Genomic DNA, 15,791 nt, shown 5'->3' on the forward strand with positions numbered 1-15,791 from the left:
TTTCTCGGACAATGCCCGCTTCTGCGTTGCGGCGCACCAACCTGTGGTTAGTAAGAGTCGATGGACCACCTGTTCTGGCAGATCGAGACCGCTGCAAAGGCCCTCAGGTCTAGCGAAGCCGACAGTTTTCGCACCTGTGTGTCCAAGACCGCAGGCAGCGTCAGCGGCAGCATGTCGACGAAGACAGTCGGATCATCAAGGAGGTACTCCATGGCTCGAATACTGATCGTGCTCTCCGGCAGCGATCACTGGACGTTGTCTGACGGCACCCGCCATCCCACTGGATTCTGGGCCGAAGAATTCGTCGAACCCCACCGCACCTTCCGCCACGCCGAGGTCGACGTCGACATCGCCACTCCGGGTGGTGTCCGGCCGACCGTCGATCAGGTCAGCCTGGCGCCCGATCGCGCTGGTGGCGAAGAACGCGCCGCCGAGCTTCGTAGCTATTTGGAATCGCTGGAGCACGAGCTCGCCGCCCCAATGTCGGTGGAGCAGGCCGCTGACAACCTGGGCAACTACGACGCCGTCTTCATTCCGGGCGGCCACGGGCCGATGGAAGATCTGCCGGACTGTCGACCGCTCGGCCGAATTCTGGCCGATCTGTTCGACACGGGACGAGTCGTCGCTGCGGTATGCCACGGGCCGGCCGGACTGCTGGCGGCCCGCCGCGAGGACGGCACCTGGCTGTTCGCCGGCCGACGGCTGACCGCCTTCACGAATGAGGAAGAGCGCCAAGCGGGTCTGGCCGACCGTGCCAAGTGGCTCCTGGAGACCCGACTGCGCGAGGAGGGAGCGGACTTCGACGAGGGGCAGCCCTGGAGTTCGCACGTGGTGGTGGACGGGCGCCTTGTCACCGGCCAGAATCCGGCGTCCTCGAAGCAGGCGGCCGAACGCACGCTTGCCGTCCTCATGGCGGCACAGTCCCCGCCGTCGTGACGAGTGAAGGAGCCACAGATGCATGTCCGGTACACGCTGATAACCGCCGACCCTGAACGGATTGACGACGCCATCGCATACCTCGCTTCTGATGGCCGATCGCGCCTTGAGTCAGAACCTGGCGAGAAAGGAATGTCGCTGCAGGTATCTCCCGACCTAGCCGTCGCGGTCCTCGAGTCGTTCTGGGTCTCACACGACGCCATGCGAGAAAGCGAACGCGTAGAGGCCGGTGTCCGCGACGAAGCGATCCGTCTTGCGCTCGGCACCGCCTCGGTCGAACGCTTTCGGAGGGCGAGCGTGACTCGGGTGGGGCGAGAAGAGGGCGGAGCGGGCGTGCGCCACACCGTCTATCAGACAAATCCGGCCGCAATCGACGAAGCGATCGCCGGATATGAAGACACAGCGGTGCCTTGGCTGACGGAAACCGACGGGTTCGTCAGTGCGGCCCTGCTGGTCGATCACCGGTCTGGACGACAACTCAGCCAAACCATTTGGCGCGACATCGACGCGTTGGTAAAGAGCCGTAGTCCTGCCGCAGCGATTCGGGTGGACGCCGTCGCGGCGACCGACAGCGCCGTAGTCGCACTCGACGAGTACGGGCTGGTGTTTCGGTCGATCCGGGCAGAATGATCGACATCGCGAACGCGACAAAGCATTACGTCCCAGGAACGCATTGATTGTCACCATCGGGCGAGTGCCGCTCCGAGGAAGTAGTGCGCGCCGGGCTCCTTCCATGCGTCTCAAGTGCGGCGAATACGCGTAGTCGTAGGAAATGAAGCGCTCCGTGAGACAACCGAGTCGGAGTCGCCGTGAGACACCGTGGAGCGGTCGAACATCATTGGCGACCGCCTGTGTCTCTCGGACCAGTCCAGCGACAACTGCGGAACCCTAGCCGGCTTCGCGGCATCAGATATCGATAGTTATGCTATAAAGGTCCTTGTCATGAGATATCCGGCAGACCAGAAGGCCAAGGCGCGCGCCGCGCTGCTGCGTGCCGGAACGCGTTCGATGAAGGTCGCCGGCTTCAACGGGATAGGGGTGGACGGGCTGGCCGCCGCGGCGGACGTCACCTCGGGAGCGTTCTACTCGAACTTCGCCAACAAGGAAGCGATGCTCGAGGCGATCGTCGAGGCCGCCGTAGGCGAACCATTCGTTTCCGACACCGAGTCCGGCAGCAAGGCCGACCGCCGGGCGAAGCTGAAAAGCTTTGTGGCGGAATACCTCAGCGCCTACCACGTCGACAACCCGGACGACGGGTGTGTGATGCCGACCCTGAGCGCCGACGTGGCGCGGGCGGGAGAGCCGACGCGGGAGGCGTACGAACACAAGATCGCCGCGCTGGCGGGGCGGGTGGCGGAGCTGCTCGACGGCGCCGACCGGGATCGCCGGGCGTGGAGCGTCGTCGCGCTGATGGTCGGGGCGGTGTCGATCTCGCGCGCCATGTCCGACGCCGACACGCAGGCGAAGGTGCTCGACGCCGCGCGGGAGACCGCGGACAGGCTCATTTCACCCGGCAAGCAACGCAAATGACCGGAGGCGGCATGCGGGCTACGACTGCTTGGAAGGCCGCCTTGGCGGGGACGGGTATTGCCACGGCGATGGCTTGCGTTGTGCCCGGCGGCAATCTGGCCGCCGCGCCGGACGATGAAGCGGTGGCCACGCAGCAGCAGCGGGCCATCGTCGGCGCGTTCGCGACCGCCATCGTTCACGACGACCATGCGGGAATCGCCGAACACGCCACCCCCGACATCGTCTGGACCATCCCCGGCTCCAGCGTGGTGTCCGGCCGGGCGACCGGGATCGGCGACATCACCAGGCTCGCCGACATGTTCGCCCAGTACGGACTGCACATCTCGCCGCAGGGATTCGCTTTCGGCCGTGACACCGTCGCGGTCACGTTGTACGACACCGGTGAGCACAATGGCAAGCGACTCGAACAGGACGTGGTCAACGTCCTCACCATCCGTGACGACAAGATTTCCGACGTCACGGCGCATTTGACCGACATCGGGTCGTTTGACGCGTACTTCTCGTAACCGAGGTACGTCGTGAACCAGGTGGCCCGGGCACTGATGAACGGCGCCCGGCCGCAGACGGCTTTCACACGCCGGTCGATCGCGGCGATAACGAAGGCGTGGGCCGCCGAAAAGCTCGTTCCTCAGACGCCGATGCGATCGGGATCCACGTCGGATCGGTTCTGCGCGAACGTTATTGCATGTTGGTAGTCGCGGATCTGTTCCCACTGGTCGACCTCGTGCCGCGGCCTGCCCGGCGCCCTTCCGGACTCGCCCCCAGGGCATCACCGGATCGGGGCTAGCCATAGGATAGCGAACGTTATATAGTGATCGTTATTCTATGGTCCCGACGGAAGGCAAATGAATGGCAAGCAAGCAGCCGGTCGATTTCGCCGATTTCTTGGCGGAGCTCGGCAGGCGATCCTCGAATCCCAACTTCGAGCTCGAGACGATTCGTGACGTCACCGAGAACATCCATCTGGCGACGAAGGAGCCCGAGGGGGTCACCTACGCGGAGGTGGACGCCGGCGGGGTCGAGGCTTTGTGGTGCATCCCCGTCGACAGCGACCCGGAATCGGTGCTGCTGCACACGCATATGGGTGGCAGCGTGCTGATGTCGATGCATTCGGACCGAAAGGCGGCCGGGCACATCGCGAAGGCGGCGGGCGCGCGGTCGCTGGTACTGAACTTCCGGCGTTCCCCGGAGCACAAGTATCCGGCGCAGGTCGAAGACGTGGAAAGCGCCTACGGCTGGCTGCTCGATCAGGGCTACCGGCCCAACAAGATTGCCAGTGTCGGCCACTCGATCGGCGGCTATCTCGCGGTCGAACTCGCGCTGCGGCTGCGTGATCGGGGCGAGGCGCTGCCCGGCGCCGTGCTGTCCATTTCGCCCTGGACCGACGTCACCCTGTCGGGGGAATCCATTGAAACCAACGCCGGGCGGGACAAACTGCTCACGCGGGGGTTGCTGGAGCTGTTCCGGTCGTCCTGGCTCGACGGAACCGGCGTGGAATTCACCGACCCGCGGGTGCATCTGCTCGGGGCCGACCTGTCCGGGTTACCCCCCGTCGCGGTGTACTACGGCGAATACGAACTGCTCGCGTCGGACGCCGTCGCGTTCTCGCGAAAGGCAAAAGAGGCGGGCAATGACATCGTCGTCCGGCGAGTCGACGAGGGGCAGCACTCCTTCATCATGGGGGCGGGCCGCGTCGACGAGGTCGACCGCGCGATCGCCGAAATGGGTCGCTGGCTGAACTCCACGCTGGGACTCCAAACGGCGGTGGCCTAGCAATGTGCAGCCGTTCGAACTGACCTTGGCCGCGGCCGGACAGCAGATCAAAGCCAAAGCGCTGTCGCCGGTCGAACTGACGGATGTGCGATCTGCCCGGCACCGCGGAAGACAGGCGCGCAATGACACTCGGTCAGGTGTGAATTTCGGGGGCGGGAAATGGGACGCCCGCGGCATCGCACCACCGACTCAGCATCTTGAGCATGGCGTCAGGGTTATAGATGTCCTCCTCACGCGACCACTGGTTGTTTCCCTCATATTCAAGGAGAGTCCACGACGGCACTGAGTAGGGCCCGTTCCCGTCGACGTCGGGCATATCGTTGCCGACGGCAAACACGACCAGTCCGTCTTCCTCGTTGAAGGTGCGCCATAGCACGGGGAACCGCATTTGCGGCCACGCGGTCATCGCCGGGATGAGCCATTGCTTGATCTCTTGGCGCCCGTGGTAGGTGCCCAAGAAGTGCTCTACATAGAGGGCGTCCTCGGTGAACAGTTCGCAGTAATCGTCCCACTGCCCGCTGTCCTGGGCGGCCACGCTGAGTGCGATGAGGTGATCATGGGCAGCCGCTAGTTCTTCGCGTGAATACGTCACTGGACTCACTTTTCTGTCGTCGCCGACGCGGGCGCTACCGGTGGATGTCGGCATGTCATTTGTTGAACAACCCAGGTTACTGAATCGATATGATTAACTGCCACCAAACGCACACTATATCCTCCTTCTCGTAGACGGATGCCGTCCGTGGATTAGGTCGTAAATAGCTCTAAGTGGCAGGTGCACCAGCGGCCGTGGGGCCCCGACCGGGATCGGAGATCAACGATGACCTACAAGGTCGTTCAATGGGGGACGGGAAATCTGGGTACCTTGGCGGTGCAGAGCATCCTCAAACATCCCGACCTTGAGCTGATCGGCGCGTGGGTGTCCTCCGCGGCAAAGGCTGGACGCGACGTCGGGGAGCTGTCCCGGGTGCCGCCGATCGGCGTGCTGGCCACCCAGGACGCCGACGCGCTGATCGCCGGAGACGCGGACTGTATCTGTTATGCCGCCAACAGCATGGGGCGCGAGGACGACGTAATCGACGACTGCATCGGGATGCTGCGGGCCGGCAAGAACGTCGTCAACGTTTCCGATCCGGCACTGGTCTATCCCAAGGCGAAGGGCAAAGACGTCTACGACCGCCTCCAGGAGGCGTGCCTGGCGGGCAACACGTCGTTCTACACCAGCGGGGGAGACCCTGGGTGGGCGGGTTTCGGCCTGGCGTTGGCACCCCTCACCGTGGCCCAGCAGGTCCGCTCGATCAGGTTGTTCGAGATCTACAACTACGGCCCGTGGAACAACCCGCAATTGGGCCTCTACGGTTTCGGCGAGCTCGATACGTCCTCCTCGATGATTCTGATGCCCGGGGTGACGGCCACTATCTGGGGACCCAGCGTGGCCATGCTGGCCGACGCGATGGGCGTGACACTCGACGGCATCGACGAGGCGCACTACGTCATCCACGCCGACGAGGACTTCGAAATCGCTTCGGGGCGCATCGCCAAGGGCACCGTGTCCGGCATGTCCTTCGAAATCAGGGGCATGGTCGACGGCGAGGCACGCATTGTGATCGAGCACATCACCAAACTGCGTCGCGAGGACTTCCCCGAGCACGGCCTCGACGACGTCTACCGGGTGGAGATCGAAGGAGAGCCCAACATCAAGGTGGACATGTCGCTCACCTCGGATTTCGGCGACACGACTCATGCCGGCTACATCGTCGCCGTCACGCCGGTCACCAACGCCATTCCCGCGGTCTGCGCGGCGCCTCCCGGTGTGCTGACCTACCTGGACCTGGCGCCGCACGGTGCGCGGGGCCTGCTCTGACGGCTGTCGACGTGCGCACCGCCCTATTCAGGCGAACGACCCGGCGGCGCTGATCATGGGGAGATCGAGAAACGAGCAGACGCCCGAGGGAGCGGGACACACGATGGGGATCGAGTTCACGACTCGCGCTGCCGTGGCCACGCAACCCGCGGTGGTCGGGTCGTCCTCGTCGAAGATGACTTCGGCAGTGAACGATGGTGTGCCCTCGACGATCACCCGGAAGCCGCCGGAACCGATCGAGGGCCAATGTGGCGCCACGTCCGGATGGATCCGGGTGATGTGTTCGACGGCGATCCTGGTCTCCGCGCCGACGATGCCCAGTAGCTCGAAGCGGTATCCAGCCACGGTGCCCTTCCCGATCGGTCCCATCGGGACCTCGAAGTCCTCGCCGGCGGCGGCGAGGTCGACCACGGCCGTGAGATCGTCGAGTGTCACGCCGAGGGCGTCGGCAAGCAGGAGCACCGGGCCGCCCATGCCTGCCGCGAGGATGTGTTCGGCGAACGCGTCGCCGTAGCTCGGGTCGCAGGGCGCCCCCCAGATCCCGCCGTGCGAGACGTGGTAGTTGGGCTGGTCATACGTCGCGTAGCTGAGGCACTCCTGCGCGCGGATCGACCTGATGTCGCGGGAGATGCTGCTCAGACTGAGGGCCAGCGCATCACACATGAAGCCCGGTTCGATGCCGGTGCCGAAGAATGTGGTCCCGCCCGACTCAGCCGCCAGGCAAAGGCGTTCGTAGACGTCTTCGCCGAACGCCCGCGGATTGGTCAGCCCGGAGATGCCGGTGGCCACGACGTTCTTGCCGCTGGCCAACAGTCGGCACATCGTGTCGACGCTTTCCCAGCCGTCGGTGCCGGGCTGCTTTGGAGACCCGCTGGGCTCCGCAGCCATGTACACGACGCAGTCGGCGTCCACTGCGACGAGATCATCGACGTCATGGGTGGCGTTCGGGCCGGCCGTCGCCAACCCGGCCAGCTCGCCGGCGGTGCGCCCGACATTTTGCTCTCGCTTCACCCACACCCCGACGACATCGAAAGCCGGGTCCTCGAGCAGGAAGCGCAGCGTGTGCGCCCCGGTGTTGCCGGTACCCCATTGGATGACTCGATGTGGCACGGCGGGAGCCCCTCGTCGACTGGTCAAGGTCACGATCCGCTGGCGCTGCTGTCCGAGGCATCGAACATCTTGGTCAGGTCGAGCTGGCCGGACTGGACGGCGCCGAAGAATCCGCCGTCGGTGACCAGTGCTTCGCCGTTGATGTAACTCGAGCGGGGGCTGTTGAGGAAGATCAGCGGCCACGCCTGTTCCTCGGCGGTTGAGCGCCGCCGGATCGGGCCGATGAAGGCGTCGATGATGTTCTCCCCGGCGAACTCCACGAAGTGGGGCAGCATGGCGGTGTCCGTCGGTCCGGGGTTGATGCAGTTGAGCCGGATCCCGTCGGTGATCAGCGTGGCCGCCCGGGAAGCGACCCAGGCGTTGATCGCCTTCTTCGAAAACGGGTAGGCGCCGACCGCTCCCATCGCGTCATTGGCCTCGCACCACTGCTTGCCCTCGTCGAATCCGTCGGTGGACACCAGTTCCATCAGCCGCTCCAGCTCCAGCTGCCACCCCATGGCGGCGTTGGATGCGACCACCGCTATCGCACCGCCGGCGGGAATCTTGGGCAGGATCAGGTTCACCAGATGCCGCGCCCCCACGAAGTTGACCAGCATCACGTCCAGACCGGAAAACGGCGGCCCCGGCAGGCCTGCGCAGCCGAAATAGGCGTGGATTGGCCCATCGATGGACTCGGCTGCCCGCTCGATGGATGCGCGGTCGCGCAGGTCCACTTCGAGCACCCGGTCGACAGGAACCTCAGTGTGCCGCACGTCGAGGGCGGTGACCCGGGCTCCCAGGTTGGTCAGGATGCTAGCGGTCGCTGCGCCCATTCCGGACGCGGCGCCGGTGACCACCACATGGCGCCCCGCATATCCCAGTGCGTCTTCCATGCTTCCTCCGAATAAGTTGGTTGCGAAGATGGTGTCTGTCCGGTTGAAGATACAACAGGTGCTGTATTGGAAAGACAGTATTCTCCCTATGGGAGCAGACTGCTAGCGTCGTCTGACATGATTAGCCCCGCTGTATAGGCCCGCCCGGGTGGTGCAGGCCATCAAATTGTTGCGAGTTGGAGGTAATGCGCGGTGAGTGACCGGTGGGATTACGACGCCATGTTCATCGACGGCGCCTGGACGGCGGACGACACGGTGGGCGTCATCGAAGTCATCGACCCGGCCACCGAGGAGGTCATCGGCTCGGTTCCCGACGCGGGCCTCAAGGCCACTCATGCGGCGATCGCGGCCGCCCGACGGGCTTTCGACGACGGGCCATGGCCGCGGACCTCGCCGCGGGAACGCGCCGTGGTGCTACGCCGATTCGCCGCGATCCTTGATGAGCGCCACGATTTCCTCAAAAAGCTGGTGATGGCCGAGTCTGGGTCGGTCGGCTTCCTCGCCGACATCATTCAGGTACGTGGCACTATCGACATCGCCGAGTGGATTGCCGAGGCCATGGAACTCGCGGTGCGCTGGACCGAAGTGTCGCCGCCGGCCGGGGGTCCGACCGGGATGGGCGGGCACGCCGTGGTCCGGGAACCGGTCGGTGTGGTGGCCGCCATTACCCCGTTCAACTTCCCGTTCTTTCTCAACATTGTGAAGGTCCTGCCGGCTTTGGCGGCCGGCTGCACCGTAGTGCTCAAGCCGCACCAGTGGACGCCGCTGGACGCCTTCGAAATCGCCAAAGCAGCTCAGGATGCAGACCTTCCGCCCGGCGTGCTGAACGTCATCGCCGGCGGGCCCGAAGTCGGCGAGGAGATGACCACCCACCCGCTGGTCGACATGGTGACATTCACCGGTTCCACCGCGACCGGGCGGGCAATCATGGCGGCCGCAGCGCCTACGGTCAAACGCCTGCAGCTCGAGCTCGGTGGCAAAAGCGCATCGATCGTCTTGGACGATGTCCCTGAAGATCACGTCGCCAACATGGGCATCATCACCTCGATGATCCACGCCGGGCAGGGCTGCGCGATCCAGACCAGGATGCTGCTGCCCGAGCACCTGCTTGACGCGTACGTCGAAGGGGCCAAGAAGTCAGTGTCGTCTCTCAAGGTGGGCGACCCCCGGGAGCCTGACACCCTGATCGGCCCGTTGATCCGAGAGCAGCAGCGAGCCCGTGTGGAGGCATACGTCCAGTCCGGCCTCGACGAGGGAGCCGAGCTGGTCTTTGGTGGCAAACGTCCCGCGCACCTGGCCAAGGGTTTCTTCTACGAGCCGACGCTGTTCATCAACGCCCGCAATGACATGCGGATCGCCCAGGAGGAAATCTTTGGCCCGGTCCTCACCGTGATCACCTACAAGACTGAAGCCGAAGCGATTCGCATCGCCAACGATTCGATCTACGGGCTCGGTGGCGGCGTCATCGCCGGCAATACAGCGCGTGGCTTCAACGTCGCCCGTCAAATCCGAGCCGGAAACGTCTCGGTGCAGACGGTCGGTTCGCCGACCGTTAACGCCGAGGCTCTGGGCAGCTCCGGCCCTGGCTGGTCAGCCGATCAGCCCAGCGGTGTGGGCATCACCGGTGTCTTCGGCGGATTCAAGCAGAGCGGGGTCGGCCGGGAATGGGGCCACCACGGGATTGAGGAGTTCACCGAACTCAAATCCATCGCGTGGAGCTGAGCCAGCAGGGGTGAGCGCGGGCGGCGCGCGCTCAGCTGGTGGAACCGTCTGCGGACGGGTCGGTTGAGCGGTGCAGGCGTCTTCGGAGTTCGTCCTTGCGCACCTTGCCGGTGGCCGTGCGTGGTAGGTCGTCGACGATCTCGAGGCGTTCGGGTGTCAGGTGCCGGGCGGTACCGCTGACGGAGAAATGCGCACGGATGTCGGCGAGCGACAACGCGGCTGCGGGCCGCAGCACGACGAAGGCGCATACCCGTTCTCCGTAGAGAGGATCCGGTGCTGCTACGACCGAGGCTTCCGCAACCGCCTCGTGCTCGGCCAGGATGTCCTCGATCAACTTCGAGGACAGGTTCTCCCCGCCGCGGATGATGAGGTCTTTTCGGCGGTCGGTGATCGTGAGATAACCGTCGGGGTCGAGCACGCCGATGTCACCGGTGCGAAACCACCGTCCGGGTAGGAACGCGTCCGCGTCGAGCGCCGAATCGCGATAGCCCACAAACAATTCGGGGCCGCGGCTGAGGATCTCGCCGGGAGTGCCCGCAGGGAGGTCTTGCAGCTCGTCATCCACGATCCGGAGCTCGACACCATCGACGAGCCGGCCGTCGGTGTGTGCGCGTTTGTCCAAGGCGTCCTCCGACGAGCCCCCGCTGATGGTGGGGTGCTCGCTGGAACCGTAGGCGCGGAAGGCCATGATCCCGTGCTGGTGGGCCCGCTCGATTACGCTCGGCGGCACGCTTGCTCCGCCGACCCCATACTCACGCAGGCTGGACAGGTTGACCTCGTCGGCGAGATCGAGCAACGTTGTCAGGAAAAACGGTGTTCCACCTGTTGCGGTGACTCCGTGTTCGTTGATGAGACGGGCTGCCGCAGTGGCATCCCAGGCGTCCATCACTACATGCGGCACTCCCTGGAGCAGCATGCGCAACAGCCCGAGGGTTCCCGCGACGTGGCCGGAGGGGAACGCCGCGAGGATGACGCTGTCGGTTGCGACGCCGGTCAACCGCGTGCGCAGCTCCGCGAGCAGGGTGGTGTGGGTGTGCTGCACCCCCTTGGGCTGCCCGGTCGTCCCTGAGGTGTAGACCAGCAGGCATACGTCGTCCGCTTCGGCAGCCGTCGTCGTGGACCACGGTTCGCTGCCGTTCGCCAGCTGGCTGAAGTCGATGTATCTCTGCGGTACCGAGTCCGCGATGACGGCCACCGACGACAGATCCGGGCAGCCGCCGAGGCGATGCAGATCGGCGAGGTAGTCCCGCCGGCCCCACCGGTCCGGCGTCACCAGCAGCCGGGCGCGCGACTCCCGCAGGATGAGGCCTAGTTCGCGCGGGCCGTAGCTGGGCACCACGGGCACCAGTACCGCCCCGGCGAGTACCGCTGCGGCCTGCGCGATAACCCCGCCTATCTGGCTGGGTACCTGGACGGCGACAGTGTCGCTTGGCTGCACGCCGAGGTCGCGGAAAGCCGCCGCGCAGCAAGCCGCCCGATCCACGAGGTCGGCGAGTGACACCGCCTCGTTGCGCCCGGCGCCGTGGAAGATGATGGGGACGTCGGGACGGGCACTGGCTGTGGCCAGGATGGCGTGGGGCAGCGTCTCGAATTCGTGCTCCGGCACTGTTGTCACGGCCGCCCGCATGCGAATGTCGCTGCGCCGGCGGCAACAATCACGCCGTCGCGGCCCTCGTCGACCAGGGTGAAGCGGACCGCCACCCGCCCCTCGGGCCCGGCCCACCCGTCCGAATGCACGAGGAATGGGCCGCTGCGCCCGGGACTGACGAAGTGGACGTCCCAGTCGCGGACCTGGACGGTGCCGGTCCCGGCCAGCTGGGCGGCCAGTTCCGTGGCGGCGGCCTCGAATATCACGTGGATCGGGCCTAGGTGCAGCGACGCCGAGGTCGAGGCGTGGCGGGAGGTGAGGGCGGGCAGCCGCCAGCCATCGGCTGTGCGCTGCGCCCCGAACACCACGTGCAGCGGGGGGAGCTCGGCGGTGTCGGGTAACTCTGGGGGCACGTCCACCGGCCGAAACGACGGCGGCGCGTCGCCGAGGGTGACGCCGACGCCGGTGGTGACGGCAATGACCCGGGAGGAGTCGGCGGCGTCGGTGATCAGGGACCGGCTAAAGCCCATCTTGGCGCCTCGGCGCACGGTGCCGCGGGCCATCCGGATCTCGGCGACGTTGCGGGCGTCGTCGAGGATGTGCAGCCCGTAGGCGACGGGCGCGGGGATCACTTCGCGATCGCGCCAGCCGCCGGTTTCGGGCGCGGCGATCGCCAATGGCGCCGCCATGATGCCGCCGGTGCTGTTCCGCATGTCGCGGCGCAGCCGCACTGTATCGGGATCCACGTTTTGGTTGAACGCCCGGCCGAGGTACCAGTAGGTGATGAGGCCGTCGGGACCCATCATCTCCCGCAGGCGATTCCAGTATTCCTCGACTGGACCCTCGCGAATGTCTCGGACCACGCTTCGGAACCTCCTTGCCCTTTAACGGTCTGAGGTGGTTACCACCGACAACGCGAGACCGCGAGCGGTGATCCATGCCCTACATCGGCGACGGACAGCTCCCCATGCGGAAACGTTATAACCGTAATATGCAGTGGACGCGTTGTTTTTCAAACACTGGTGATACTAGTTTTGAAAGGGTGACGTTATCGAACTGGGATCCTGAGCGGTGTACGCCCGCCTGTGGGTGTTCGCCGGTTGTCGGTGGCGCGGTGATCGACGGTGACTGTGGATCTTGATCTGACTCCGGATCAGGAGCTGCTGCGGGACACGACCCGCAAGTTCCTGCACGCGACCGTCCCGTTGACCGCGGTACGGGCGCTGGCCGAGAAGGCGGCAGGGTTTGACCGCGGGTGGTGGCAGCGCGGGGCTGAACTCGGCTGGACCTCGCTGCTCGTCGACGAGCGGCGAGGCGGAGGGAGCATCTCGGGCGAGGGATTACGTGACCTCGCTCTGGTCGCCGAGGAGATGGGCGCGATGGTGTCCCCAGGGCCGCTGATCGCGACGAATGTGGTCGCGCAGACCCTGTCACGCGAAGCCTCCGAGGAGCTCGCATCGCACGTGCTGCCGGGCCTGCTCTCCGGCGAGTCGATCGCCGCGTGGTGCGTCGCGGAGCCGGGCCGCGACATCACCCCGGATGGGGTGACCCTGCAGGCGCGACGCGACGGCGCCGAGTTCGTCCTTGACGGGGTGAAACGACCCGTGGACACCGGGGGGCAGGCCGACTGGCTGATGGTCACTGCCACCGGGTCCGAGGGCCTGTCCCAGTTCCTCGTCCCGTCTTCGGCGCCCGGTCTGCGGATCACCCCGCTGCGCGGGCTCGACCTGGTCCGCCAACACGCCGAGATCGGTTTCGACGGCGTGCGGGTACCGTCCTCGGCGGTGGTCGGGGTCCTGGGTGGCGCCTCGCTGTCGTTCGAGGCACAGCTGCAGACCGTCCTGGTACTGCAGTGCGCTGAGATGGTGGGCGCGACCGACCGGGTCTTCGACTTCACCGTCCAATACGCGTTCGACCGTTCGTCTTTCGGTCGCGCACTGGCGTCCTATCAAGCCCTCAAGCACCGCTTCGCTGACATGAAACTGTGGCTCGAGTCCGCCCAGGCCATCACCGTCGACGCCACCAGGGCCGTCCAGGACGGCGCCCCCGACGCTGGTGAGGTGGCCCGCGTCGCCAAGGCCTACGTCGCCGAGCGATGCCCCGAGCTGATCCAGGACTGCATCCAGATGCACGGCGGGATCGGGGTGACCTGGGACCACGACCTGCACCTATATCTGCGTCGGGTCGTAGCGAATCGACAGACCTACGGCGACCCAATGCACCAGCGCGACTGCCTGGCGATCCTCGCCGATCGGGTAGGGGGACGACCATGACCGAGACGACGAAAGCATCCGGAGGACTAGCCGAAGACCTCGGCACCTTCCACGCGCGGGCCAAGGAATGGGTGACCGCGAATCTGGAGCCACTCGACGGCGCCGACCCCTACCTGGGACACGCGACCGACGACGCCGACCACGTGCTGCGTGCCAAAGCGATTCAACGCAAACTCTTCGACGCAGGCTTCGCCGGGCTCTGTTACCCGGTCGAGTACGGCGGGCGCGGGCTGCCCGCGGAATATCAGGACGCGTTCATCGACGTGAGCTACAGCTACGAGCTGCCGCGGCTATTCAACACCCCCACCTTCACCATCATCTTGCCGACCATCCTGGACTTCGGCACCGAAGAGCAGAAGAAACGCTTCATCCCCGCCGCGCTCAAGGGGGAGGAACTGTGGGTCCAATTCCTCTCCGAGCCGACCGGCGGCTCCGACTTGGCGGGGGCCCTGACGCGGGCTGACCGTCGCGGCGACCTCTTCGTTCTCAACGGGTCGAAGATCTGGAGTACCTACGCGTGGAAGTCGGACTACGCGTTGTGCGTGGCCCGCACCAACTGGGACGTTCCCAAGCACAAAGGGCTCAGCGTTCTCATCGTCAAAGTGCATCAACCGGGGATCACCATTACCCAGATCAAACACGTGGACGGAAGCGACGACTTCTGTCAGGAGTTCTTCGATGACGTCGTCGTCCCCGCCGATCAGATCCTCGGCCAGGTCGACGACGGATGGAATGTCGCGTCACGGCTGCTGCTGCACGAACGCGAGGCGATGAGCGGATCCTCGCCCTACGCGATGGCCCCGCGCACCGCCGCCCACGAGAATGACCAGGTCAGCGCGGCGGCACTCGCACGATACTCCGGCGGCGCGACCGACCCCCGCGTGCGGCAGCTAATCGGGGAAGCGCGGGTACTCACGCGCGTGCACACCGCGCTCGTCGGGCGCATCGCCACATCGATCCGCACCGGTCGTCTCCCGGCCGCGGCCGGATCGATCCCTCGGCTGTCAAACGGGATGATGCGCGTCCGGCTGGCCAGCATCGCGCTGGAGATCGCCGGCGATCGCGCGGTCGCGTGGAGCGACGACGATCCGACCGGCGATCTCGGCGTGGCCTACCTCGGCCGCCAAGGACCCTGCATCGGCGGAGGCACCACCGAAATCACCCGCAACATCATCAGCGAACGTGTACTCGCGATGCCGCGCGAACCTGCCGAGGACCTAGACCGCCCGTTCCGGGACGTGCGCACCAACGCAGCAGTCCCACGACCCCGATCATGAACGCAGGAGCAATCATGGGCAAACTCGACTTTCCAGTATTCGACGCCGACAACCACCTGTACGAGACGCAGGACGCCTTCACCCGGCACCTGCCCGCGAAGTACGACGGGCTGTTCAAGTACGTCCAGGTCAACGGGCGCACGAAAATCGCAGTCGACAACGTGATCAGCGACTACATCCCCAACCCCACGTTCGACGTCGTCGCTCGCCCTGGCGCGTTCGCCGAGTACTTCTCCGGCAACAATCCCGACGGCAAATCGCTGCGGGAGCTGGCCGGCAAACCGGTGCGCACCGGCGAGGAGTACCGCACTGCCGAGCCGCGCCTTCGGTTGCTCGACGAACTCGGACTCGATGCGGCGCTGATGTTCCCCACCTTGGCCAGCCTGCTCGAGGTCCGCCTCGCCGACGACCCCGATCTGACCTGCACGGTCATCCACGCGTTCAACCAATGGCTCCACGACGAGTGGACGTTCAACTACCGCGACCGTATCTTCGCCACCCCGATCGTGAACCCGTCCATCCCCGAGCGCGGGGTGGCCGAGCTGGACTGGCTTCTCGAGCGCGGTGCGAAAGTCGTGTTGATGCGGCCTGCACCCGTCGCCGGTTACCGCGGCACCCGGTCCCCGTTCTTGCCAGAATTCGATCCGTTCTGGGCCCGGATCGCCGAATCCGGCGTGCTGGTGACGCTGCATGCGTCGGACTCCGGCTACCAGCGGTACATCAACGACTCGGAAGGGACCAACCGGGAAACGCTGGCGTTCAAGCCCAACCCGTTTTATGACGCCGTGTCGCCCGGGCGGGCCATCAACGACACCATTACCGCGGCGATCTGCCACGGCATGCTCAGCC

15 protein-coding genes are annotated in these 15,791 nt (G+C 65.6%); 10 read left to right on the forward strand and 5 right to left on the reverse strand.

Annotation, left to right across the window (positions count from 1 at the left end; all coding sequences use genetic code 11):
• Positions 1–210: 210 nt before the first annotated feature.
• The 5 genes from JWP83_RS16540 (at position 211) to JWP83_RS16560 (ending at position 4,239) form a co-directional block, all read left to right on the forward strand.
• The gene (locus tag JWP83_RS16540) at positions 211–936 is read left to right on the forward strand and encodes a type 1 glutamine amidotransferase domain-containing protein (protein ID WP_297731900.1); all 726 of its coding nucleotides are present in this window, start codon (positions 211–213) and stop codon (positions 934–936) included.
• Between the two features lie 18 nt (positions 937–954).
• Positions 955–1,566, forward strand: a complete 612-nt coding sequence (locus tag JWP83_RS16545; RefSeq protein ID WP_297731902.1) for a hypothetical protein — start codon at positions 955–957, stop codon at positions 1,564–1,566.
• A 312-nt stretch (positions 1,567–1,878) separates the two neighbouring features.
• A complete protein-coding gene (locus tag JWP83_RS16550) occupies positions 1,879–2,466 on the forward strand; it encodes a TetR/AcrR family transcriptional regulator (RefSeq protein ID WP_297731904.1) in 588 nt (195 codons plus the stop codon).
• Between the two features lie 11 nt (positions 2,467–2,477).
• On the forward strand, positions 2,478–2,972 hold the full coding sequence (locus tag JWP83_RS16555) for a nuclear transport factor 2 family protein (RefSeq protein ID WP_297731907.1): 495 nt from the start codon (positions 2,478–2,480) through the stop codon (positions 2,970–2,972).
• Between the two features lie 343 nt (positions 2,973–3,315).
• Positions 3,316–4,239, forward strand: coding sequence for an alpha/beta hydrolase (locus tag JWP83_RS16560; RefSeq protein ID WP_297731909.1), 924 nt, complete (start codon positions 3,316–3,318; stop codon positions 4,237–4,239).
• Between the two features lie 133 nt (positions 4,240–4,372).
• Here JWP83_RS16560 and JWP83_RS16565 read toward each other — a convergent pair whose 3' ends face one another.
• Positions 4,373–4,831 (reverse strand): nuclear transport factor 2 family protein, encoded by a 459-nt coding sequence (locus JWP83_RS16565; RefSeq protein WP_297731913.1) that lies wholly within the window; start codon positions 4,829–4,831, stop codon positions 4,373–4,375.
• Between the two features lie 225 nt (positions 4,832–5,056).
• Between JWP83_RS16565 and JWP83_RS16570 the strand changes: the two genes are divergently transcribed.
• On the forward strand, positions 5,057–6,100 hold the full coding sequence (locus tag JWP83_RS16570; RefSeq protein ID WP_297731916.1) for a diacylglycerol kinase: 1,044 nt from the start codon (positions 5,057–5,059) through the stop codon (positions 6,098–6,100).
• A gap of 27 nt (positions 6,101–6,127) precedes the next feature.
• On the opposite strand, the gene JWP83_RS16575 is transcribed toward JWP83_RS16570, so the two are convergent.
• Together JWP83_RS16575 and JWP83_RS16580 are read right to left on the reverse strand one after the other, a co-directional pair.
• Positions 6,128–7,210, reverse strand: coding sequence for a dihydrodipicolinate reductase (locus JWP83_RS16575; protein ID WP_297731918.1), 1,083 nt, complete (start codon positions 7,208–7,210; stop codon positions 6,128–6,130).
• A 29-nt stretch (positions 7,211–7,239) separates the two neighbouring features.
• Entirely contained in the window at positions 7,240–8,082 is an 843-nt protein-coding gene (locus JWP83_RS16580) for a coniferyl-alcohol dehydrogenase (RefSeq protein ID WP_297731921.1), read from the reverse strand.
• A gap of 192 nt (positions 8,083–8,274) precedes the next feature.
• On the opposite strand from JWP83_RS16580, the gene JWP83_RS16585 reads away from it, so the two are divergent.
• Positions 8,275–9,804, forward strand: a complete 1,530-nt coding sequence (locus JWP83_RS16585) for an aldehyde dehydrogenase family protein (RefSeq protein ID WP_297731923.1) — start codon at positions 8,275–8,277, stop codon at positions 9,802–9,804.
• 31 nt (positions 9,805–9,835) lie between these two features.
• Here the strand turns inward: JWP83_RS16585 and JWP83_RS16590 are convergent, their stop codons facing one another.
• Entirely contained in the window at positions 9,836–11,419 is a 1,584-nt protein-coding gene (locus JWP83_RS16590) for an AMP-binding protein (RefSeq protein WP_297731926.1), read from the reverse strand.
• Complete coding sequence (locus JWP83_RS16595) at positions 11,416–12,255, reverse strand: hypothetical protein (protein ID WP_297731928.1); 840 nt, start codon at positions 12,253–12,255, stop codon at positions 11,416–11,418. The genes JWP83_RS16590 and JWP83_RS16595 overlap by 4 nt, the downstream gene beginning before the upstream one ends.
• A 261-nt stretch (positions 12,256–12,516) precedes the next feature.
• Between JWP83_RS16595 and JWP83_RS16600 the strand changes: the two genes are divergently transcribed.
• The 3 genes from JWP83_RS16600 to JWP83_RS16610 form a co-directional block, all read left to right on the forward strand.
• Positions 12,517–13,665 carry an acyl-CoA dehydrogenase family protein gene (locus JWP83_RS16600; RefSeq protein WP_297731931.1) on the forward strand — a complete coding sequence of 383 codons (1,149 nt, stop codon included), beginning with the start codon at positions 12,517–12,519 and terminating at the stop codon, positions 13,663–13,665.
• A complete protein-coding gene (locus JWP83_RS16605; protein WP_297731933.1) occupies positions 13,662–14,942 on the forward strand; it encodes an acyl-CoA dehydrogenase family protein in 1,281 nt (426 codons plus the stop codon). The genes JWP83_RS16600 and JWP83_RS16605 overlap by 4 nt, the downstream gene beginning before the upstream one ends.
• Positions 14,939–15,791 (forward strand): amidohydrolase family protein (locus JWP83_RS16610; protein ID WP_297731936.1); only part of this gene is annotated, 853 nt, incomplete at its 3' end. The genes JWP83_RS16605 and JWP83_RS16610, both read left to right, overlap by 4 nt.

Source organism: Mycobacterium sp., assembly GCF_025965855.1.
In the GTDB taxonomy this organism is placed as follows: Bacteria; Actinomycetota; Actinomycetes; order Mycobacteriales; family Mycobacteriaceae; genus Mycobacterium.